The sequence below is a fragment of the Terrimonas sp. genome (assembly GCF_003075435.1).
In the GTDB taxonomy this organism is placed as follows: Bacteria; Bacteroidota; Bacteroidia; order Chitinophagales; family Chitinophagaceae; genus Agriterribacter.
On the sequence record NZ_QCZJ01000003.1, the window covers coordinates 323,802 to 346,058 of the forward strand.

Annotated in this window: 18 protein-coding genes; 11 read left to right on the forward strand and 7 right to left on the reverse strand. The window is 40.4% G+C overall.

Translation table 11 applies throughout. The features are described 5' to 3' along the window. Nucleotides 1-37 precede the first annotated feature (37 nt). Entirely contained in the window at nucleotides 38-709 is a 672-nt protein-coding gene (locus DC498_RS05970; protein ID WP_116873223.1) for a LolA family protein, read from the forward strand. A 135-nt stretch (nucleotides 710-844) separates the two neighbouring features. Here the strand turns inward: DC498_RS05970 and DC498_RS05975 are convergent, their stop codons facing one another. Continuing rightward, nucleotides 845-1,405 carry a UbiX family flavin prenyltransferase gene (locus tag DC498_RS05975; RefSeq protein ID WP_116873224.1) on the reverse strand — a complete coding sequence of 187 codons (561 nt, stop codon included), beginning with the start codon at nucleotides 1,403-1,405 and terminating at the stop codon, nucleotides 845-847. A gap of 32 nt (nucleotides 1,406-1,437) precedes the next feature. Here DC498_RS05975 and DC498_RS05980 point away from each other — a divergent pair, with 32 nt between their 5' ends. The 8 genes from DC498_RS05980 (at nucleotide 1,438) to DC498_RS06015 (ending at nucleotide 15,334) form a co-directional block, all read left to right on the forward strand. Next, the gene (locus DC498_RS05980) at nucleotides 1,438-2,004 is read left to right on the forward strand and encodes a thioredoxin family protein (protein WP_165813764.1); all 567 of its coding nucleotides are present in this window, start codon (nucleotides 1,438-1,440) and stop codon (nucleotides 2,002-2,004) included. A 714-nt stretch (nucleotides 2,005-2,718) separates the two neighbouring features. After that, nucleotides 2,719-3,822: a DNA-processing protein DprA gene (gene dprA / locus DC498_RS05985; protein ID WP_116873255.1), complete on the forward strand. Its 1,104-nt coding sequence runs from the start codon at nucleotides 2,719-2,721 to the stop codon at nucleotides 3,820-3,822. 42 nt (nucleotides 3,823-3,864) lie between these two features. Further along, the gene (gene guaB, locus DC498_RS05990) at nucleotides 3,865-5,358 is read left to right on the forward strand and encodes an IMP dehydrogenase (protein ID WP_116873226.1); all 1,494 of its coding nucleotides are present in this window, start codon (nucleotides 3,865-3,867) and stop codon (nucleotides 5,356-5,358) included. A gap of 131 nt (nucleotides 5,359-5,489) precedes the next feature. Then, nucleotides 5,490-6,533 (forward strand): FecR family protein, encoded by a 1,044-nt coding sequence (locus tag DC498_RS05995; RefSeq protein ID WP_165813765.1) that lies wholly within the window; start codon nucleotides 5,490-5,492, stop codon nucleotides 6,531-6,533. Nucleotides 6,534-6,550: 17 nt separating this feature from the next. Beyond that, nucleotides 6,551-10,366, forward strand: coding sequence for a SusC/RagA family TonB-linked outer membrane protein (locus tag DC498_RS06000; RefSeq protein ID WP_116873228.1), 3,816 nt, complete (start codon nucleotides 6,551-6,553; stop codon nucleotides 10,364-10,366). Nucleotides 10,367-10,399: 33 nt separating this feature from the next. Then, nucleotides 10,400-12,133, forward strand: a complete 1,734-nt coding sequence (locus tag DC498_RS06005; protein ID WP_116873229.1) for a SusD/RagB family nutrient-binding outer membrane lipoprotein — start codon at nucleotides 10,400-10,402, stop codon at nucleotides 12,131-12,133. A 90-nt stretch (nucleotides 12,134-12,223) separates the two neighbouring features. Continuing rightward, on the forward strand, nucleotides 12,224-13,717 hold the full coding sequence (gene glpK / locus DC498_RS06010) for a glycerol kinase GlpK (protein WP_116873230.1): 1,494 nt from the start codon (nucleotides 12,224-12,226) through the stop codon (nucleotides 13,715-13,717). A gap of 60 nt (nucleotides 13,718-13,777) precedes the next feature. Continuing rightward, nucleotides 13,778-15,334: a glycerol-3-phosphate dehydrogenase/oxidase gene (locus DC498_RS06015; RefSeq protein ID WP_116873231.1), complete on the forward strand. Its 1,557-nt coding sequence runs from the start codon at nucleotides 13,778-13,780 to the stop codon at nucleotides 15,332-15,334. A gap of 9 nt (nucleotides 15,335-15,343) precedes the next feature. On the opposite strand, the gene DC498_RS06020 is transcribed toward DC498_RS06015, so the two are convergent. From DC498_RS06020 to rpmB, 6 genes are all read right to left on the reverse strand, one after another. Next, entirely contained in the window at nucleotides 15,344-16,645 is a 1,302-nt protein-coding gene (locus DC498_RS06020; RefSeq protein ID WP_116873232.1) for a radical SAM protein, read from the reverse strand. Nucleotides 16,646-16,654: 9 nt separating this feature from the next. Further along, a complete protein-coding gene (ftsY, locus tag DC498_RS06025; protein ID WP_116873233.1) occupies nucleotides 16,655-17,632 on the reverse strand; it encodes a signal recognition particle-docking protein FtsY in 978 nt (325 codons plus the stop codon). A gap of 9 nt (nucleotides 17,633-17,641) precedes the next feature. Then, entirely contained in the window at nucleotides 17,642-18,172 is a 531-nt protein-coding gene (locus tag DC498_RS06030; RefSeq protein ID WP_116873234.1) for a GNAT family N-acetyltransferase, read from the reverse strand. 71 nt (nucleotides 18,173-18,243) lie between these two features. Continuing rightward, nucleotides 18,244-18,417, reverse strand: a complete 174-nt coding sequence (locus DC498_RS06035) for a DUF4295 domain-containing protein (protein ID WP_116873235.1) — start codon at nucleotides 18,415-18,417, stop codon at nucleotides 18,244-18,246. Nucleotides 18,418-18,501: 84 nt separating this feature from the next. Next, nucleotides 18,502-18,684, reverse strand: coding sequence for a 50S ribosomal protein L33 (rpmG, locus tag DC498_RS06040; RefSeq protein ID WP_116873236.1), 183 nt, complete (start codon nucleotides 18,682-18,684; stop codon nucleotides 18,502-18,504). A 24-nt stretch (nucleotides 18,685-18,708) separates the two neighbouring features. Then, the gene (rpmB, locus tag DC498_RS06045; RefSeq protein ID WP_116873237.1) at nucleotides 18,709-18,945 is read right to left on the reverse strand and encodes a 50S ribosomal protein L28; all 237 of its coding nucleotides are present in this window, start codon (nucleotides 18,943-18,945) and stop codon (nucleotides 18,709-18,711) included. A gap of 156 nt (nucleotides 18,946-19,101) precedes the next feature. Between rpmB and DC498_RS06050 the strand changes: the two genes are divergently transcribed. Beyond that, nucleotides 19,102-20,118 (forward strand): gliding motility-associated C-terminal domain-containing protein, encoded by a 1,017-nt coding sequence (locus DC498_RS06050; RefSeq protein ID WP_116873238.1) that lies wholly within the window; start codon nucleotides 19,102-19,104, stop codon nucleotides 20,116-20,118. A gap of 245 nt (nucleotides 20,119-20,363) precedes the next feature. After that, nucleotides 20,364-22,028: a glutamine--tRNA ligase/YqeY domain fusion protein gene (locus tag DC498_RS06055; RefSeq protein WP_116873239.1), complete on the forward strand. Its 1,665-nt coding sequence runs from the start codon at nucleotides 20,364-20,366 to the stop codon at nucleotides 22,026-22,028. The last annotated feature ends 229 nt before the right edge of the window (nucleotides 22,029-22,257 follow it).

Here is a 22,257-nt window from a genome sequence, read left to right on the forward strand (position 1 = left end):
CGTCTTAACCAACAATCGGTATACTTAAATCATAACAATGAAAAATTTATTAGTGGTCGCGTTCTTTTTGTCTTTCAGTGCTTTATCTTCCTTTTCACAAACTTCTGCTAACAGCTTGGGTACCAGTGATCCGGATGCGAAAAAAATATTGGATGCGGTTACTGCAAAATTTAAATCATATAGCTCTGTTAAAGCAGTTTTTCAGTTGCAGATAGAAAATTCAGCCGGGAAAGTACAGGGAACAAAGAAGGGAACTGCTTTTATGAAAGGAAACCAATACAAACTTGAACTGAATGACCAGGAGGTTTTTTGCAACGGCAAAAATATCTGGACGTATGATAAGGCAAGCAACGAGGTGCAACTGAGCAAATTCGACCCCAGTGGTAATAGTTTTACGCCGCAAAAAATATTCGCTAATTTTTACGATAAAGATTTTTTATACAAGCTGAATGGTGAAAAAAAGGAGGGCGGTAAAACCTTACAGGAAATAGAACTCACTCCTACTGATAAGAACAAGGCCTTCTTTAAAATACTGGCTTATGTAGATAAAGCTTCCAGGAATATTGTATCTACAAAAGTGTTTGAAAAAAATGGTAACAGGTATACTTACTCAGTTACTTCATTTACCCCTAATGCTACAATAGCTGATGCTACTTTTGTATTTGATGCAAAAAAATATCCTGGTGTTGAGGTGATAGATTTGCAATAGGGCTATCAGCTATCAGCTATTAAAACTATAATATAAGATTTGCCGGGGCTGAATGGCAGCGCTGCGAACACCTTATGCGTTTACATCGCTAGCTCAAAGCTGATTGTTGACCGCTGATAGCTACCTCCTACTACCTCACTCCCCCCATCTATACGTTTTTATCTTAAACCCACACAAGTCAAGCATTCTGTCTGTAACTGTTGCGGCAATATCTTCCGGTGTTTGCGGTTTACTATAAAAAGAGGGTGTTGCAGGGCAGATAATTCCACCTGCCAGTGTAACCGCTTCCATATTACGGATATGTATGAGATTATAAGGCGTATCTCTTACCACACAAACCAGTTTTCTTCTTTCTTTTAAAATTACATCTGCGGCGCGGGTAATTAAGTCATTTGATATGCCTGTTGCTATCCTTCCCAGTGTGCCCATTGAACAGGGAACAATTATCATAGTATCATATTGACCCGAGCCTGAAGCAAAAGGAGCGTTAAAATCATTCTTTGAATAGGTATCAAATGGGTAATTATTATAATTTTCGTTTCCCAATTCCGTTTTCCATACAGTTTTGGCGTTATCTGTAATAATTATTGCAAGCGATTGCCACTGATCCTTAATAACTGATAATTTATCAAGCAATTGCCTGGCATATATTGAGCCGCTTGCACCGGTTATTGCAATAACTATTTTTCTGTTCAAATGATTTTTATTTTTGTAGTAATATGATAAAGATGCAAATATCAGGCATTTTATTGGTGTTGTATGCTGTACTGCAATTACAGGGAAATACTTCCACCCGGGTTGTTATAACTGATGCTGAGCCACATACTAATGTACATAAAGAAACATTAACCTGGCTGAGCCTTGAGGAGGCAGCAGCAAAGATGAAAGAAAAAAAGAAACCCGTACTTATTGATTTATATACCGACTGGTGTGGCTGGTGCAAGGTAATGGATAAGAAAACTTATTCAAACCCTGACGTAATCAAATACATTGAAAATAATTTTTACCCTGTAAAAATAGATGCGGAAACAAAAAACTCCTTAAGCTGGAAGGACAAGCTGTATAGCTATAATGCGCAGTATAAAATAAATTCATTCGCGCTATACCTCACCAATGGGCAACTTTCTTTTCCAACTACCATTATATTAGTTGATGATGATACAGCTCCCCAGGCTATCCCAGGTTATTTAAAAGTACCTGATATGGAATTAATACTCCGGTATTTTGGTGATGGGCATTTTGGTAAAACACCATTTGAGCATTACCGGAATGCTTTTTCAGCTACCTGGAAATAATTTTCAGCTTCAAAACAATATAGCGATCACTGCACCCGTTATAGACCCGGTTTTTCATAGGATATTGGATTTAAAACGGGGCAGGATTTCTATCCAGCCCTTTTCTGTTTTTATACCCCACTTCTGTCCTCCCTTATTAATGTTACACCATTGATATTGTTTATTTGTTTAATATTGAAATATTTGTAAGAAAATTAAATAGATGCAACTATTCTGAATAAATCATTGTCTTGTAAATGGTTTTTCATAGGATATTGGATTTAGAAACGGGCAGGATGTCTATCCAGCCCTTTTTTTATTGTATATACTTGGCATGTATTTATCTCTGTTTATAAAATTTTTATACATTATTTATTAAATAAATGCAAACGTGTGCGAAAATTTTAAATTCTTTGCAACGTTTTGCTTTAATCAGTGGTCTATTATTTGGTTTTTCATAGGATATTGGATTTAGAAACGGGGCAGGATGTCTATCCAGCCTCTTTTTTTTTAATACTCACGTTTTTGCTGATCATTCCCTTATTTTTCTGGCTGTTGCATTTTTTCCCCAATATGTATAAAAAACTTTAAGTATTCAGTCTAAAATTCAAAAAAGCATTTTAATTTCGGTTTTTCATAGGATAAGGTTTAATGGTTAACGGTTAAAAGATTAGAAGCCCCCTTCGTTTTATGCGAAGGGGTTTTTCTTTGTATATTTTGAAAACACCAGGCTATATGGCTAACGACCTCTTGTACTATATTGCACTAACCGGGGTTCCGCAAATTGGAGATGTGCAAATGCGGGAACTTCTCCAGCACTTTGACTCAGCAAAAGATATATTCCTCGCTAAAAAAAATCACCTGGAAAAAATTCCGGGTATTGGAAGTATAAGAGCCCATAACATTAAAGCTTTTAAAGATTTTTCGAGGGCAGAAGAAGAACTAACATTTACTGAAAAGTATAAAATACATGTACTTGTTCCGGGTAATATTAACTATCCACGGAGGTTGCTCAACTGTTATGATGCGCCCTCGGTATTATATTATAAAGGAGGGGCCGATTTGAACATGGATAAAGTAGTATCGGTTATCGGAAGCCGTACACATACAGATTATGGGAGGGAAATGACCAATCGTATTATTGAAGAGCTTTCTGAGTACAGGGTACTGGTAGTAAGCGGGCTGGCTTATGGTATAGATGCCATTGCACATAAAACTGCTTTAAAAAATGAATTACCAACCATAGGTGTGCTGGCACATGGGCTAGACAGGATATATCCCTCTGCTCATAGCTCCCTGGCAAAAGAAATGATAAGGGAAGGCGGAATACTCAGCGATTTTATGTCGGGCACCAAACCTGATAAACAAAATTTTCCCAAGCGAAACAGGATAGTTGCAGGAATAGCGGATGCAACAATAGTTATTGAAACCAGCCTTCAGGGAGGCAGCATGATCACCGCCGAATTAGCAGGAAATTATAATAAAGACGTTTTTGCTGTGCCAGGTAGAGCAAACGACCTTAAAAGTGCCGGATGTAATTATCTTATAAGGAGTAATAAGGCTGCTTTAATTACTTCAGGGAAAGATATTATTGAATGTATGAATTGGGATACCCGGGTGTTACCTAAAAAAAAAATAAGGCAAACTGTATTGTTTTCCGAACTAACGCCCGAACAATCAGCTATTACGGAAATATTAAGCAAAAAAGATGCGGTTCATATAGATGAGATCAACCTTAGCTGCGATTTTAGCAGTAGTATTATCGCGGCAGCTATCCTGGATCTTGAGCTGCAGGGATTGATTACCAGCCTTCCGGGTAAATTATATAAACTTAACTGAGTAAAATTTGGAAGCTATTTATCTGCTACGCTATCTTTGCACATGGCAACAATAATTAACTCTTCCAAAGACAAATTTCCCTCAAAATTTTTTGGTGAAGGTTTAACCTTCGATGATGTGTTACTGGTTCCGGCATACTCAGAGGTTTTGCCGCGTGAAGTTTCCATAGCTACAAAACTTACAAAAAACATAACGCTGAACATTCCAATGCTTTCTGCGGCAATGGATACTGTTACTGAAGCAAATCTTGCTATTGCACTTGCAAGAGAGGGTGGAATAGGTATTCTTCATAAAAACATGACCATTGAAAAGCAGGCAGAGCAGGTTAGAAAAGTGAAGCGTAGTGAAAGCGGTTTAATTCTGGACCCTGTTACCTTACATGAAAATGCCACGATAGGCGATGCCTTAAAACTGATGAGGGAAAACAGGATTGGCGGTATTCCGATTGTAGATGATAAAAAGAAACTGGTAGGTATTTTAACCAACCGCGACCTCAGGTTTGAAACTTCTGTTACCAAAAAAGTGAGCGAGGTAATGACGAAGGACAATTTGATTACTGCTCCTGAAGGTACTGATCTTAGAAAAGCAAAAACCATATTAAGTCAGTATAAAATAGAAAAACTACCGGTTGTGGATAGGCGGGGTTTCCTGGTTGGATTAATCACTTATCGCGATATTCTTCAATTGCAGAGCCACCCCAATGCAGTTAAGGATGGTTTTGGCAGATTGATTGCAGGAGCTGCACTTGGCATTACTGCTGATCTGCTTGACCGTGCTGCCGCTTTACAACAAATAGGGGTAGACGTAGTTTGTCTTGACAGCGCACATGGACATACGCGTGGTGTTATAGAATCGTTGAAAAGATTAAAAAAGAATTTTAAAAAACTGGAAGTAATAGCAGGCAATATAGGAACTGCTGCCGGCGCTAAAGCATTGGCAGAAGCCGGTGCAGATGCGGTAAAAGTGGGTATCGGACCCGGTTCTATATGTACAACAAGAATTGTTGCCGGTGCAGGTGTGCCTCAAATTACAGCCATTATGGAAGCCGCTTCTGTACTGCATAAAAAGAATATTCCACTTATTGCAGATGGAGGAATAAGATATACCGGTGATATGGTAAAAGCCCTGGCAGCAGGTGCCAATGCTGTAATGATGGGTGGTGTTTTTGCCGGTACAGAAGAAAGCCCTGGCGAAACCATCATATATGAAGGAAGAAAATTCAAACAATACAGGGGTATGGGGTCACTTGGCGCTATGAGCCAGGGAAGCGGTGATCGTTATTTTCAGGATGTGGAAGAAGATATTAAAAAATATGTTCCTGAAGGTATAGAAGGACGGGTTGCTTTCAAGGGCAGTCTTAGTGAAATCATATATCAATATACAGGAGGGCTTCGTTCCGGTATGGGCTATTGCGGAGCAGGCAATATTGCTGCTTTACAAAAATCACAGTTTATTAAAATTACCAATGCCGGTATGAGGGAAAGCCATGCACATGATATAGAGATCACTAAAGAAGCGCCGAATTATACGAGGTGAGGTGTCAGCCATCAGTGGTCAGCTATGAGCTATGGACTTTGGGTTCTAGCCCATCACCCACCACCCGCAAAAATTTATTACCCTCAATGAGTATGCCTGTTTAAAAGCCCATCTCCTTAGTGTTGATGGGCATGATAAACATAGATCATTATAAAAGACTTACTGAGGATGAGCTTGCTGCTGATGAATATTTTCAGCAATGGCTGCTTTCGCCCAATGAGGAAAATAATAATTTCTTCACTTCATTTATTACAGATTTTCCGGAAGAAGAAAAGAAAATAATTAATGCCGGCAGGTTAGTACAGGAGCTTGGCAATAAAAATGCACATATTCCTGATCTGAATTCACGTGAAAAAGCCTTTCTTAAATCCATCATTTACCGTGAACTGGGGTTTTCAGATCCGGTAGAGATACCTGCCCAAAAGGAAATAGTTAATAAGTGGGGATGGGTGTCATTAGCTGCAGCAAGTTTTTTTTTAATAATACTGATAATCGTATTGCTCCCTAATCAGGCAAAACTGCAGTTACCGGTAATGCATATGATAAGCACAGCGCCAAGGCAAATCAAAGAAGTTGTTTTGCCTGATAGTTCTGTTGTAATATTAAATGGTGCATCTTCCATTAGTTTCAACAGCAACTTTTCAAGTGTTGCGGTAAGAGAAGTTATACTAAAGGGCAACGCTTTTTTTACTGTTAAAAGAAAAGTTGCCAACACACCTTTTATTGTACACGCCAATGAACTTGATATATATGTAACCGGTACAGCGTTTAATGTTAATGCCCGTTCAAAACAAACAGATATAGTGCTTGCCAGTGGTAAAGTAAATGTTACGCTAAAAAGAGATAAAACAAAGTCGGCAAGCATAGTAGCGGGGCAGATGGTACAACTCGATACTTTACATCATACGCTTGTAACCAATAATGCAAATATTGAATTATATACGTCAGCATGGCAGGGTAAAGAATGGCATTTTGAAGAAACTACATTAAAAACCGTAGCTGATTTTATTAAGGAATATTACGGAATGGATGTAGTGTTTGAGAAAGAAGAATTAAAGCAACTCACTATCACCGCTGTTGTTTCTGTAAACGATTTCTCAACCCTGGTAAGCATCCTTGAAAAAACTTTGAATATACATATACACACGAAAAACCAGCAATTAATTATTTATTAAACCCAATCAAAACAGTTATGAAAAGAAGACAATCTTTTTCAAAACACTGCTTATTAGCATTACTGTCAGCAATGATACTGCTTGCAAACGCTACAGTAATCAAGGCACAGGATGGCGAGTCTCTGAGCTCGAATATTCCTGACAAGATCGGTACTGTTAGCAATGCTAAGAGTACATCCCTGCAGGAATTTATGCAGGAGTTCAAAAAAGCGTATGATAACGTATATTATAGTTATCAGTCTAGCACACTCAAATCAGTAAAGGTTTGGTACAATGAGTTAGATGCAAAAAAACAAACGAACCCGGATGCAGCACTTGATGCTGTGTTAACTCCGGCCGGCCTCCGGTTTGAAAAAGTAAAGGAGGTATATGTTATAAAAGCAAAGGAGCTCGCAACGCCAGACGAAAAGGTTGAAACACCCATGACGCCTGGCAATACTGCTGTGGCAGATTTCCAGGTTAGAGGTAGAATTTCAGATGCCAATGGGCCTGTTGCCGGAGCAACAGTAACGGAAAAAGGAACCGGTAATGTCACCAGAACTAACGCAGACGGTGAGTTTACAATAAGAGTAAACAATGCCAATGCCGTTTTGGTAATAAGCCATGTTAGCTATGATACAAAGGAAATTGCGGTATCCGGTAAACCAGATTTAGAGATTACGCTTGAATCTTCCGGTAAGGAGTTGGAGCAGGTAGTCGTAACTTCTCTTGGTATGAAAAAGGAGAAGAGGTCGTTGGGTTACAGCATTTCTTCCGTGAATGCTAAAGATATGGAAACCGGCGGTACCTCAAACGTATTAAAATCGCTTGAAGGTAAGGTTACTGGCGTTCAGATGAACAGTCTTACGTCTTCACCTACCTCTTCTGTAATGTTCAATATACGTGGCGCTACTTCCCTGAAAGGAATCATGAATGATAAAAGGAACGTTAACAACGAAACCCAACCATTGATCGTTTTGAATGGTGTGCAATTAAGCTCCAATCAGGTTGGATCCACAGCAGGTATTGATGTGGGGAATTTTATTTCAACCCTCAATCCTAACGATATAGAAAGTATTTCAGTACTGAAAGGCGCCAGTGCTTCTGCGCTTTACGGGTCTCAGGCAGGGAATGGTGTTATTTTAATTACCACAAAGTCTGGCGCGGGTGCTAAAAAAGGTATTGGCGTTTCGGTTAGCAGCGCAGTTTCATTTGACCAGGCTTACAGCGCTCCACCTGTTCAGCGTAGCTTTTTTCAGGGCGATGAGGATGGAAGTGCTTTGACCAGCGATAAAAAGGGGCTTGGCTGGAGTATAGACGATAAAGTAAATAATACTCCTGTATGGAGATGGAACATTCTTACACAGGAGTGGGAAGAATCTGTTCTTGAAGCCCGTGGTGACAAAGATCCGCTGTTGGCTTTTCTGAGAACGGGAATAATGGCTGACAATAATGTGGCTGTAACAGGCAATTATGATAAAGGAAATTACCGCCTCAACTTAGGCAACATGGTTCATAACGCAGTAGTTCCCGGTAATAAAACATCCCGGACCAATGTTTCTTTTGATGGAAAATACAATATCACCAACAATCTCTCAGTTAGCTCTCAGGCATCTTATTCCCGTACGTTTGTGCCGAACCAGTCGCATGTGTATGGAAAAAGAGAAGATAATCCTCTCGCTCATGCCATGTCAATGCCTATCAATATGCCCAAAATGTCAGAGTGGAAAAAGGCTGACACATGGCTTACTGACTGGAATGGCACTTACCAGAATACCCCTTATTTAAGCAACCCTGGAGAAGATCGGCTGAGCAGGGTGAATGCATCGGGTTTTGATAATGCAGTTGGCAAAAACGGGCCTTATTTTGCGGCGGAGAATATCATCAGAACCTATACCAAAGATGTAATTTTCGGGAAAGTTCAGCTTGACTGGAAGTTGGGAAAACCGTTCTTGTTTACTGTACGTTCGGGTATTAACCAGCAGAGCTTTGCATTTGAAAGAAAAACGCCATGGGGATCCGAAAGGGCTACAAAAGGCGGGTATGAGCAAAGATATACCAGCAGTCTTGATGTAAGAAATGATGTACTGCTTGCATACAATAAAACTTTTCTTAACAATGATCTGTCTCTAGATGCCCTCGGAGGCTTTTCATATAACTACTCTGAAGCTAATAGCTCAGGTTTTGGGGGTAATGAGTTAACAACTCCAAACTCCTTTACCTATAACTCGCTACCGGCATCTGTGAAGCAAGCTGCTGAATTTAACCGGGGCTATTCGAGCCGGAACTATGGCGCTTATGCTACAGCTTCCATCGGATGGCGAAATATGGTTTACCTGGAACTCTCAGGACGTAATGACTGGGTAGGTATTTTACCTCACGAAAAAGACAGCCATTTTTATCCAGGAGCATCTTTAAGCTGGATTGCATCAGAGACCTTCGATATGGGGAATGTATTTAACTTCCTCAAGTTGAGAGGAGGTTATGCAGAAACAGGCTATGGAATTGGGAATCCTGTTAACCTGGATAGCTATGGTATTTCAGGTAATACCTGGAATGGTGTTGCCATGGGAACTATCGGAGGAGATCTTGTAGATACAAAAATTCTTCCGGAACTCAATATAACAAAAGAGGCAGGACTTGACTTCAGAGCGATTGATAACCGCTTGGCCGGGGAGTTTACTATCTATTCTAAAAACCATATCAACCAGATACAAAATTTGCCGGTAGTTAATTCTTCTGGTTTTGCCAACGTACTTACTAATATGGGATCTGTAAAATCTACAGGAATAGAAGCTGCATTAACAGTTACCCCTGTACGCACCAAAAACTGGCAGGTTAGCTTAACTGGTAACATTACTACTTTTAAATCAGTTATCAAGGAATTAGATCCCCGTTTCTCTGAGAAGTTCTATTCATATGATGGATCTGCCATGTTATCCCTGTTCAAAGGTTCACAGGTAGGAGATTTGTATGCTGAATCTCCTATTGGTTATATTCAGACCGGAAAATACAAAGGCATGATGCTGACTGGTCCTGACGGTATTATTGAAGAAGCTGTTCAGACAACAGATTACATCAGAAAGAATGGTTACCTGGGAAATATGAATCCTAAGGCAATATATGGGTTCAGCATGGATGCTAAATACAAAAACTTCAGACTTAATATTGTCGCAAGCTTAAGAGTAGGAGGAGTGTTTATTTCTGAAACACAGAAAATCATGATTGATGATGGTATGGCGGATATTATGGCTATCTACGGCGATAAGTATAACGAGTATTGGACAGGAGGACGTTTTGCCGGTGGTTTATCAAGCATGCCTAATCCTGATGATATGTTCAATGATGCTGGTTTTGAAAACTACAAAGAGAAAATGCAGGAGCTCATGACAATGTATAATGGCGATCCCCGTTATTTCGGTTACTGGAATGCAGTTTATATTGATCCTAACATTGATCTGTCTACACTGACTCCGGAAGAAAAGCTAAAGCTCTCCGATGAGTCTTATATTAAAAACGGTGTTGATCCTACCAAAACCCTTTATATGAATCCATATAACATGGAAGGACAGGAGTTATGGTCCGGAGCACAGTTCAGGACGCACGATGCTACTTCATTCAAAATAAAAGAGATCAACCTGACCTATTCACTAGATAAATCTCTTGCACAGAAGTTACGTTGCCAGGATATTTCGATCACGGCATTTTCAAAAAATGTTATGTTCTGGGCAAAAAACAAAATGAAAGAAGATCCTGAAACTGCTTTTTATGATGGAATTAGAGGTATGGGAGTTTCACAATTCGGATTACCGCCGATCCGTACTATGGGAGTAAGGCTTAATGTTAGTTTTTAATGGTAATCAAACAAAACTTGTAAAACGAATACTATGATAAAGTCGTTAAAATATATTACACTCGGATCGCTGATATTAGTTGGCGCATCCTGTACTAAGGATCAACTACGAATAGACGAAAGAGAAACATCATTCAACGTTAACTATTTCACCTATTCAAGATACCAGCTTACTACGGCTATTGTAGATGTAAGCACCCAGTATGGCAAAGGAATAATTGATGAGCAGATAGAAGAAGCGGCCTTATACTTTTTAGAATGTTATAACGGGGCCTCACAGGCGGCCACACTCTATACTAACAGGGGACAAAACTGGGATTATCTTGGAGACAATGCTTACACAAAGCAGTTAAGAACGTTATCGGCTCTTACAGAACTGGCAACGAACGAAAATAATATGGCAAATGTGGCGGCTGCTAATATATTAAAATGTGTAGTGGGCGCTTATCTTACAGAAAAATACGGTGATATTCCGTTCAGCGAAGCTATGCAGGGAAGAACCGGTAACCTGTTCCCTAAATTTGATACGCAGAAAGAAGTGTATGAAAGCATGTTTTCTATGCTGGATGAGGCAGTTTCTATTTTATCGGATGGTAATAGCAAAGGTTTGCCGGCCGATCATGATGTAATGTTCAAAGGAGAAAGAAGTAAATGGTTAAAATTCGCCAATTCTTTGAAGTTCAGGTTGATGGTACATTCTTATGAAGCGTTCAAGAAAGCGGGGAAAGATTTAAGCAGTGAAATGCAGGCAATTGCCAGCGGCAACAACTATATGTCGTCTGTAGCTGATAATGCCGGGCTTGAATTTTCTGGTGTTAGTGACAGGGAGTCATGGTATACAGAGACGAACTTTGGGAGCAGAAATGATTTTACCGAACAAAAGCCTTCCAAGTATCTTATAGATCAAATGGTAGCACTGGATGATCCACGTCTGTATGTTGTCTTTGCACCGGCACTTTCTCCTATATCTGCTAAAGCCACACAGAGCAGTGAAGATATCAAGATAAATGGCTATACTTATAATATTACCTATTATCCGTCTTCACAGTATGATCCGTCTGAATTGACAGCTGCCGGAAGAGACCTTGATGGTAATATTATATCAGTGCCTTATGAACTGGATGCTAAATGGTTTGGAGCTCCAAATCCTATAAACGTTCAAACGCAGTATGCAAGCAATGCCAGTCTGCCCGGCACTAACGGCTTTTATGATAATCGTCGTATTACAGGGTTCTCCAAATTGCTCGAAGCTACTAAAGACCCTCGTCTTAAAGCCGTGGTAATGGAATCGAGCGAAATGATGTTTCTGCTTGCTGAAGCACGCCAAAAGGGATGGATATCAACCGGAACGGTTAAAGACTACTACGAGAATGCTATAAGGTTATCGTTTGAAAGATGGCAGATCGAGAATGGTACAAAACCTGCAACACATATTGGCTCCGATAAGATCGTGGATAATTTCAGCAATTATTATGCAAAGCCTGCTGTAGCGTTGGATGGTACTGCTGCTGACCTTGATAAAATAGCTATACAAAAATGGTTATCTATGCTGGTTACTAACCACACAGAAGCTTATACGGAATATAGAAGAACAGGTAAACCAGCGTTCATTGGTAAAATAGTTAAGTCTTTTTCTACATACGAATATCCGTTGCGATACGTATACCCGTTGGATGAATCGAGCAACAACAAAGAACAATACGATGCAGCTGTATCTGCGCTGGGAGGTAAAGATCTGCCTTCCGCTAAGATGTGGATATTGCAATAGTGATATTTTTCATTCACCTCATATTAACCTGCAAGACTGTTAAATTGTCTTGCAGGTTTTTTTCTTTACCTTCAAACCAAAAGATTGCTGATGTCAAAATATATTCTTGCTTTAGACCAGGGCACAACAAGTTCGAGAGCTATTATTTTCGATAAGAACGGATTTATTATCTCCGTTGCACAAAAGGAGTTTACACAAATATTCCCTCAGCCGGGTTGGGTGGAACATGATCCTAATGAAATATGGAGCACACAACTTGGCGTAGCTGCTGAAGCCATCAGCAAAGCAGGATTGACTGTTGAAAACATTGCTGCAATTGGTATTACCAATCAACGCGAAACAACCATAGTATGGGAAAGAGCAACCGGTAAACCTGTATACAATGCTATAGTATGGCAGGACAGGCGCACGGCGTCTTTTTGCGATGAGCTGAAAGCTAAAGGTATTGATAAGCTTATTCAGGAAAAGACCGGGTTGATCATTGATGCATATTTTTCCGGCACTAAAATAAAATGGATACTGGATAATGTGGAAGGCGCAAGAGAAAAAGCTAATAAAGGTGAACTATGTTTTGGTACCGTAGATAGTTGGTTATTATGGAACCTGACCAAAGGACAGGTACATGCAACTGATGTATCCAACGCTTCGAGAACTTTATTACTGAATATCCATACCCTGCAATGGGATGGGGAACTGGAGAAAATTTTTGACATACCAGGCAATATGCTGCCGCAGGTAAGAAGCAGCAGCGAGGTATATGGTGAAACACAAAATATTTTAACTGCGCATAAAATTCCTATTGCAGGAATAGCCGGCGACCAGCAATCAGCATTATTCGGGCAGATGTGCACACAGCCGGGAATGGTAAAAAACACTTACGGCACAGGTTGCTTTATGCTGATGAATACAGGAGAAAAAGCCGTGCCTTCAAAAAACAACCTGCTTACAACAGTTGCATGGAAGGTAAATGGTGTTACACAATACGCATTGGAAGGGAGTGTATTTATAGGCGGTGCTGTTGTACAATGGTTGAGAGACGGACTAGGCATAATAAAATCATCATCAGATGTGGAAGCACTTGCAGAAAAAGTGGATCATAGCGATGGCGTATATATAGTGCCAGCATTTGCAGGGCTTGGTGCGCCGTATTGGGATCAGCATGCAAGAGGTACTATTGTTGGCATGACGCGTGGCACAACATCTGCACATATAGCCAGGGCCGCATTAGACAGCATTGCTTATCAAACTATGGATGTATTGAAGGCGATGGAAACAGACTCAGGTATTTCTATTGCTGAACTAAGGGTGGATGGCGGAGCTACCGTAAATAATCTTATGATGCAGTTCCAGAGTGATATACTCAATACAAAAGTTATTCGCCCCAAAATTATTGAAACAACTGCACTCGGCGCTGCTTATCTTGCAGGGCTTGCAGTGGGTTACTGGGAAAGCATGGATGAAATTCAGCAGCAATGGCATGTTGAAAAAGTTTTTGAGCCAAACATGAAAGAAGTAACGAGAAATCAATTACATAAAGGCTGGCTCAGGGCAGTGAAAGCAACCAGGGTGTGGGCGGAGCAATAGAATGGGAGGTGGAAGATTAAAGGTGAAGGATATAAGGTTTAAGACAGAAACCAATTATATATGAACAGGAATGAAATGCTCAGCAGGCTGGATACAGAGAGGGAATGGGATATTATTATTATTGGCGGCGGAGCAACAGGTTTAGGGGCAGCGGTAGATGCTGCTTCGCGGGGATATAAAACATTATTACTAGAAAGATTTGATTTTGCCAAAGGCACTTCAAGCCGTGCTACCAAACTTGTTCATGGCGGCGTCCGCTACCTGGCCCAGGGAAATATAAAGTTGGTAATGGAAGCTTTGCGCGAAAGAGGATATCTTTTAAAGAACGCGCCCCACCTCACCAATAGCCAGCCCTTTGTTTTACCAGCCTATAGCTGGAAAGAAAAATGGTTTTATACCATAGGCCTGAAAATATACGACTTCATGTCGGGCAAACTTAGTATCGGCAAAACACGCCTGCTTTCTTCCAAAACAACTAAAAAGTATTTGCCGGCAGTTGAGCAAAAAAAGCTCAGCGGCGGTATTTTATATTATGACGGGCAGTTTGATGATGCAAGACTTGCGGTAAACCTTGCACAAACTGCTGTTGAAAATGGCGGCACTGTATTAAACTACATGGAAGTAATTGATTTTGTGAAAGAAAAAGACAAGATAAAAGGAGTTGTTGCGGAGGACATTACTAACGGAAAAGAGTACACGATATATGGCAAGGCAGTAATAAATGCCACCGGTGTTTTTACTGATGATATTCTGCAGATGGATGATGATCAACTGGAAGATATTGTTTCGCCTTCGCAGGGCATACATTTTGTAGTAGATAAAAAATTTTTCCCCGGTGATCATGCCATGATGATACCCAAAACAGATGATGGGCGGGTTCTGTTTGCAGTGCCCTGGCATAGCAAAGTAATTATAGGCACAACAGATACCCCTATTAAAGAGCCGGTGTTTGAACCCACGGCTCTTGATGAAGAGATCGCCTTTATTTTTCGCAATGTAAACCGCTATTTAACATCCGGCATTACAAAGCAGGATATTAAAACAGTTTTTGCAGGCTTGCGTCCTTTGGTAAAAGCACCGGGACAAAAGAATACAGCCTTAATGCCAAGAGATCATACCATTATTGTATCAAAGAGCAACCTTGTAACAATAACAGGTGGCAAATGGACTACATATAGAAAAATGGGTAAGGATGCGATTGATAATGCCGTTTTTGCCTCGAAGCAGGAACGCCGCCAGTGTAAAACACAAAGCTTACGCATTCATGGATGGAGCGAGAAAAAAAACGGTAGTGAAGTACTGGATTGTTATGGAGCTGACGCAGCAGCGATTCAACAGTTAATGAATGATGATCCTGTATTAAGGGAAAAACTTCATCCGGATTTTGAATATACGAAAGCCCAGGTGATATGGGCAATACAAAATGAAATGGCTATAACCATTGAAGATGTGTTGGCAAGAAGGATACGCCTGCTTTTTTTAGATGCACGTGCGGCCTTAGAAGCAGCTCCAACAGTTGCATCAATAATGTCAGCCGAATTAAAAAAAGATGAGACCTGGGTGAAAGATGAATTAGATCATTTCTTTGCATTGGCACAGCGTTATATGATACACTGATCTCATGTATCAATAATGCGCAAAATCCGCTTCGTAGTTCCCTCTTATTCTTTCCATAGGCGGATTGAAATAACCGAATTTTACTTTTGGAAATTCTTCACGAATTAATTCCATTAATTGTTTTACGCCCATGCATTCGCCGGTTTCATAAGCACCAATTTTGCCCATATACCAATCAGGGTCAATATTGAAATTGCGCCATTGTATCATGGTAAGATCCGTATCAATGATCAGCTTACGTAATGCTTCATATTCTTCCTCACTATCCGTCATACCCGGAAAAACAAAATAATTGATAGAAGCCCAGCCACCGTAACTGCGCATTACCTTCAGGCTTTCAACAATATCTTCAAAGCTGTAATTATTCGGCCGGTAATAGGCTTCATAAATATGTTTGCGTGCAGCATTTGTACTAACTCTTATGCTATTTAACCCCGCTTCACACAACGCCTTTACCGCCGCAGGCTTTGAGCCATTGGTATTAATATTAATACTGCCGTTTAATGTATGTTTTCGTATTTCTTTTATTGCTTTGCTTATGGTTTCCCACATCAGTAGAGGTTCGCCTTCGCAACCCTGCCCAAAACTGATAAGCGGGTAGGGTGCAGATTGTAAATGCGGAACAGTAAATTCAACAATCTCTTCGGCGGTAGGCTTAAACGTCAGCCTGTCCTGTGTGGAGGGAATGCTTTCTTCCTGCGGCTGAAAGGATATGCAACCAATGCAATTGGCATTACATGCCGGAGAGGATGGAACAGGGCATTCCCATCTGCCCATAAAATAATTTCTTGCAGCCGGGCAGTGATAAGTGTTACAACAGTTATCTGCCAGGTGCCTTACCAGCCTGTTATGTGGAAAAGCTTTCAGTAATGTATCAACTCCATGTTCAATAACGGTACTATCGTAGCCGCTGCATTCCTGCCTGATGTCCTGCTCAATGCGAACAGCAGGTACATAAAATTTATTGTCATACCAGGCAGTAGCAGTATAACAAAATAAAGGAAGCACAGGCGCATCGGGCCCGGTTTCATAAGCCGCAAGGTATAAGCCTGTATGCGCAGGCGGAATAAATGAAGCTACCGCCCATCCTTTGTCGCATAGCCGCATTTCACCCGTTGATACATCTATACCAATTCCCCGCCTTCCCGGAAGCTCGTATAGAGATCCGCCATCGGGTAGCTCAATCCAGTCTTCCACCGGCACAGGTATGGCATCCCAGCCGGTTCTGCCCACTGCATACAGTGATGTGTCTTCAAATATTTCTCCCTTTCCGTTGGAGTAGAGTATATATGGCGATTCAATTAAAGGCATTTGATTGTATTATTCGTTCGCTGCAGATTTTTCCAGGTTAAAGAGGCTGTCTACAAATTCATGCTTATTAAATACCAGCAGGTCTTCCATCTTTTCTCCCACACCAATAAACTTGACCGGTATTTTAAACTGGTGTGCAATCGATAATACAACACCGCCTTTAGCCGTACCATCAAGCTTGGTAATGGTTAATGCAGTTACTTCTGTTGCCGCTGTAAAATGTTTTGCCTGTTCCAGTGCATTTTGACCTGTTGATCCATCCAGTACCAGCATTACCTCATGCGGGGCATCAGGTATTACTTTCTGCACCACTCTTTTTATTTTACTCAGTTCTTCCATCAGGTGCGCTTTATTGTGCAGGCGGCCTGCCGTATCAATCAATATTACATCCGCATCTTTTGCAACGCCACTGTTTACGGTATCAAATGCCACAGAAGCAGGGTCACTGCCCATTTCTTTTTTTACAATAGGTACGCCAACTCTTTCACTCCATATTGTTAACTGGTCAACCGCCGCGGCCCTAAAGGTATCTGCAGCACCCAGCAAAACAGACTTACCTGCTTTTTTAAAATTATATGCCAGTTTACCGATAGTAGTTGTTTTGCCAACACCATTTACGCCAACCACCATTATTACATAAGGTTTTGCAGGCATCGGCGATTGAAAATCATATGCCGCTTCTTCCGGCACATCAACCAGCACAGAAGATATTTCTTCCTGCAGTATACCATTCAGTTCAGAAGTATTCAGGTATTTATCTTTTGATACTCTTTCTTCAATTTTCTCAATAATTTTTACCGTTGTAGCAATGCCTACGTCGGCGCTTACCAACGCGTCCTCAAGATTATCCAGCACTTCTTCATCAACAGTGCTTTTACCTGCAATTGCTTTTGTAATTTTAGAAAGAAAACCTGTTTTGGTTTTTTGCAGTCCCTGGTCAAGGCTTTCTTTTTCTTTCTTCCCAAATAGTTTTCCGAAAAATCCCATAAAAATATTTTAATAATAAAGATTCAGGCGCATCAGGAAATCTTCCTGCGCTATATCTTTTGTATAATTAAAAGTAGTTGTTTCATATATTACAAAACCGGCTTTCTGGTAAAACTGTATAGCCTTGTTATTGTGTTGCCATACCTGCAGCCATATCATATCATACTTATCTCCCGATGCTATTTCTATGCACCGGTCCATCATCAGCTTACCCACTTTCAACCCCTGGTATTCTTTCAGCACATAAATCCGTTCAATCTCTATACCATTTATATGTTCAAGTCCTTTCGCTTTTCTATCGCTGCGCAATTTGGTGAAAGCCGCCGGTATATTTTCTATAAACCCGATATAAAAACAGGCATCAGGCTTATTCATTTCCTTCTCAATTACTTCCAGTGTGAATTTTTTTTCCATGTAAGCCTGCAGCGCTTCGTTATGTGTTACTTCAGAATATGTTTCTACAAAGGTTCTTCTTCCCAGGTCAACTATAATATCATAGTCTTCCGGGGTAGCTTTTCTTATGTAAATACGGTTATCCATAAATTTCCAAAAATAACAAAAGCCGTCGCGAGAAAATCGTGACAGCTTTTAATGCCTTAGCTTAAAATAATTTATTTCTGAGCGAGAAAATCTTTCACCTTGTCTTTGTGCACAATAGCCTCTTTAAAGGTATATGCTCCTGTTTTAGGGCTACGTACGGCACGGATCACTTTAGTCCAGTTCTTACTTTCCGCTGCTGCTTTTGCGTCTTTTACTTTCGCGTTCTTAGAAGCTGCTTTTGCCATGATATATAATTTGAAATTTGAAATTTGAAATTTGAAATTCATGAGTCATTTTCAAATTGACCCATTTTCAAATTTTCAAATTGATTATTTAATTTCTTTGTGAACAGTAACCTTTTTCAGGATGGGGTTGTATTTTTTCAACTCCAAACGTTCAGGTGTGTTTTTTTTATTCTTTGTAGAGATATAACGGCTTGTTCCAGGTTGTCCGCTGGTTTTGTGCTCCGTACATTCAAGAATCACCTGTACCCTGTTTCCTTTCTTCGCCATGGTGAATAATTTTTTAAATTGTTATCAGATTTTTTCTCCCTGAGCTCTTAATTCTTTTACCACACTATACAGCCCTTTCTTATTAATAGTGCGTAATCCTTCTGTAGATACTTTAAGTGTGATCCACTTGTCTTCTTCAGCCAGGAAAAAACGCTTGGTTTGCAGGTTAGGTAAAAACCTGCGCTTTGTCTTTATATTTGAATGTGATACGTAGTTTCCTGTGATGGGAACTTTACCTGTAATCTGACATACTCTGGCCATAATCCGTTTTTTTGGGACGGCAAAGTTCAGGAAAATATCCCTAATATCAAAAAGATTTTATCTTTTTTCACCGGTTCTACCATAAAAATACTCCTTACAGCGTTTATATGGTGTAATAATTGCATTAAAGCCTTACTCAAAAGAACCAATATCCAGATGAAAACAAAGATCCTGATCCTGTTTCTGGCATTTTTGTGCCTAAAAAGCACAGTTAAGGCGCAATGCCCGACCTCTCAAACCATTTTTCCCACAGATTCAATTATTATTTGTGCAGATACCACTTTTATATTGAATGTATCAGCCCCCGCCGGCTCCACTTATGACTGGTCTACCCTGGAATCAGGCAACAGTATTAAGATAGATAGGGGTGGAGCATATTCGATTACCGTAACCGCCCCGGGATGCACTCCTGTTAAAGATACTGTATTTATTATATTCAACTCCCTGATACTCATTCCTGAAATAAGGAATGAACTGCTTTGCCTTAAGGTGCCGGCAACACCATTAAGGGCAGTTGGTGAAGACCTTAAGTGGTATACTTCACCTGCTGATATTGCATTTTCCAACAGCGCCCCCACACCCTCCACCGCAGATACCGGGTATACCTATTATTATGTATCCCAAACTATTTTAGGGTGCGAAAGCCCAAGGGCTAAAGTAACGGTAGAAGTAATTGAAAAACCTGATTTTGAGCTGGGAGACGACATTGTAATTCCCTGTGGTGCCCCGGGAGTGGTGCTGCAAACCGTAGAACAAAAATATACCACATATACCTGGCAGGATGGAACCAAGAATATTGATTTTTTGGCTACCGAAGCCGGTACATACACACTTACAGGCAGCAATATATGCGGAACACATACCGATAATGTGCGCACTGTAGTTTGTAATACCCGCTGCCTCAACTTTCCCAACGCGTTTACACCTAATGGAGACGGGAAGAACGAACTTTTCCGGCCTGGTTCTTTTTGCCCCATGAGCAAATATGTTTTAACCATATATGACCGTTTCGGCAAAACCGTATTTCACTCTACCAACCCCACCGAGGGCTGGGACGGCAGAATAAACGGTAAAAAAGCCGATATGGGTACCTATATTTATTACTGCATCTACAACGACTTTATGTTGAAGATGGACCTGATGCTTAAAGGCACAGTAACGCTGATAAAGTAGGTGGCTGTCAGTTATCAGTCGTAAGCTTTCAGAAATACTTGTAATGCCCTGGTTTGAGCAGCTGACTTTTCACCTCTTACGTTTCACTATTTACCATTGCCCGTTGCCTGTCTGCGGTGAAAAAGCTGAAAAAATTTATCAATCAGCAGTCGTATTGCTAAACCCTTGCTCCGATTTCCATCGTTACAATCCTTGTCGTATCTTTAGCCACTTTTATATTTTGCTTAATTAAAGGATTTGCACAAATGACCGAAGAAAAAGGCTTGAATTTTATTGAAGAAATTGTTGAAGAAGATCTTAAAGAAAAAAAATACCTGCAGATCATAACCCGTTTTCCGCCGGAACCTAATGGCTATTTACATATTGGTCATGCCAGCAGTATCTGCCTCAATTTTGGGCTAACCCAAAAATACGGCGGCTATACCAACCTTCGCTTTGATGACACCAACCCCGTAACCGAAGAAACGGAATATGTGGAAAGTATCAAGAACGATGTAAAATGGCTGGGCTTTGAATGGGGTAATGAATTATATGCCTCAGACTATTTTGATACCTTGTATGAATACGCCATCAAGCTGATAAAAAAAGGATTGGCTTATGTTGATGACAGTACTTCTGAAGAAATAGCCGCATTAAAAGGTACGCCTACCGAGCCGGGCAAAAACAGCCCTTACAGAAACAGAAGCGTTGAAGAAAATCTTGATCTTTTTGAGCGCATGAAAAATGGTGAATTTGCTGATGGCAGTAAAACACTCCGCGCAAAAATTGATATGGCGCATACTAATATGCTGATGCGCGACCCGGTATTGTATCGCATCAAGCATGCACATCACCACCGCACCGGAGATAAATGGTGCATATACCCGATGTATGATTTTGCACACGGTCAAAGCGATAGTATTGAAACGGTAACGCACTCCATCTGCACATTAGAGTTTGTGCCTCACCGTGAGTTATATGACTGGCTGATTGAAAAGCTGGAAATCTATCCCTCCAAACAATATGAATTTGCACGCCGCAATCTTACCTATACCATTACCAGTAAGCGTAAACTACTACAACTGGTAAATGATAAATATGTTGACGGCTGGGATGATCCACGTATGACAACCATCAGCGGTTTGCGCAGGAGAGGTTTTACACCTGAAAGCATACGGGATTTTTGTGACAGGATAGGTGTAGCCAAAAGAGAAAACATTGTTGACATCGGTTTGCTGGAACATTGCCTTAGAGAGCACCTGAATAAGGTTGCTTTACGCCGCATGGTGGTATTGGACCCGGTAAAACTGGTGATAACCAATTATCCTGCCGGGCAAACAGAAGAAGTATACAGCGAGAATAATCCTGAAGCAGAAAATAATGGCGGCACAAGGGCTATTCCGTTCAGTAATGAACTGTGGATAGAAAGGGAAGATTTTATGGAAGTGCCTGCAAAAAAATGGTTCAGGCTTGCGCCGGGAGCAATGGTGCGTTTAAAAAGCGCTTATATTATTAAATGCGAAGATTTCGCGAAAGACGAAAACGGTAATATTACTGAAATTATGTGTACCTATATACCGGAAAGTAAAAGCGGCAATGATACTTCCGGCATTCATGTAAAAGGAACTATTCACTGGGTGAGTATACGTCATGCTGCAAAAGCTGAAGTACGTTTGTATGATCGCTTATTTAAAGTAGAAAATCCGGCGGCAGAGGAAGATGACTTTTTAAGCTATATTAATCCGAACTCGTTGAAGGTAATAAAAACAGCGTATATAGAGCCATCATTAAAAACCGCGCAGCCAGGTGCGCAATTCCAGTTTATCCGCAAAGGATATTTCACGCTGGACAAGTATTCTACTCCTGAAAATCTGGTATTCAACCGTTCTGTTACGTTGAAGGATACATGGGCTAAGGAGAGTAAGAAATAGCTGATAGCTATCAGCTATCAGCCGTCAGCTTTGGGCTTTGCGTATCAGGCATCCTGCCTGGTGGAACAACGTAGGCTTCAATTTTTTTAACGTTCGCAATAATGTCATGTCCTGAAAAAAGTAGACACTATTACTACTATTACCCTTTTTCTTTTTTTTGTTACTTTTTTTCTTTTTACAATCCACATTTTAATTGTGGATTATTATAAACTTATTTGATTTACAGCTA

Excerpts from the sequence above, each read along its gene's own strand:
- DC498_RS05970 (WP_116873223.1), top strand. The coding sequence starts at position 38 with ATGAAAAATTTATTAGTGGTCGCGTTCTTTTTGTCTTTCAGTGCTTTA.
- DC498_RS05980 (WP_165813764.1), top strand. The coding sequence starts at position 1,438 with ATGCAAATATCAGGCATTTTATTGGTGTTGTATGCTGTACTGCAATTA.
- dprA (WP_116873255.1), top strand. The coding sequence starts at position 2,719 with ATGGCTAACGACCTCTTGTACTATATTGCACTAACCGGGGTTCCGCAA.
- guaB (WP_116873226.1), top strand. The coding sequence starts at position 3,865 with ATGGCAACAATAATTAACTCTTCCAAAGACAAATTTCCCTCAAAATTT.
- DC498_RS05995 (WP_165813765.1), top strand. The coding sequence starts at position 5,490 with ATGATAAACATAGATCATTATAAAAGACTTACTGAGGATGAGCTTGCT.
- DC498_RS06000 (WP_116873228.1), top strand. The coding sequence starts at position 6,551 with ATGAAAAGAAGACAATCTTTTTCAAAACACTGCTTATTAGCATTACTG.
- DC498_RS06005 (WP_116873229.1), top strand. The coding sequence starts at position 10,400 with ATGATAAAGTCGTTAAAATATATTACACTCGGATCGCTGATATTAGTT.
- glpK (WP_116873230.1), top strand. The coding sequence starts at position 12,224 with ATGTCAAAATATATTCTTGCTTTAGACCAGGGCACAACAAGTTCGAGA.
- DC498_RS06015 (WP_116873231.1), top strand. The coding sequence starts at position 13,778 with ATGAACAGGAATGAAATGCTCAGCAGGCTGGATACAGAGAGGGAATGG.
- DC498_RS06020 (WP_116873232.1), bottom strand. The coding sequence starts at position 16,645 with ATGCCTTTAATTGAATCGCCATATATACTCTACTCCAACGGAAAGGGA.
- ftsY (WP_116873233.1), bottom strand. The coding sequence starts at position 17,632 with ATGGGATTTTTCGGAAAACTATTTGGGAAGAAAGAAAAAGAAAGCCTT.
- DC498_RS06030 (WP_116873234.1), bottom strand. The coding sequence starts at position 18,172 with ATGGATAACCGTATTTACATAAGAAAAGCTACCCCGGAAGACTATGAT.
- DC498_RS06035 (WP_116873235.1), bottom strand. The coding sequence starts at position 18,417 with ATGGCAAAAGCAGCTTCTAAGAACGCGAAAGTAAAAGACGCAAAAGCA.
- rpmG (WP_116873236.1), bottom strand. The coding sequence starts at position 18,684 with ATGGCGAAGAAAGGAAACAGGGTACAGGTGATTCTTGAATGTACGGAG.
- rpmB (WP_116873237.1), bottom strand. The coding sequence starts at position 18,945 with ATGGCCAGAGTATGTCAGATTACAGGTAAAGTTCCCATCACAGGAAAC.
- DC498_RS06050 (WP_116873238.1), top strand. The coding sequence starts at position 19,102 with ATGAAAACAAAGATCCTGATCCTGTTTCTGGCATTTTTGTGCCTAAAA.
- DC498_RS06055 (WP_116873239.1), top strand. The coding sequence starts at position 20,364 with ATGACCGAAGAAAAAGGCTTGAATTTTATTGAAGAAATTGTTGAAGAA.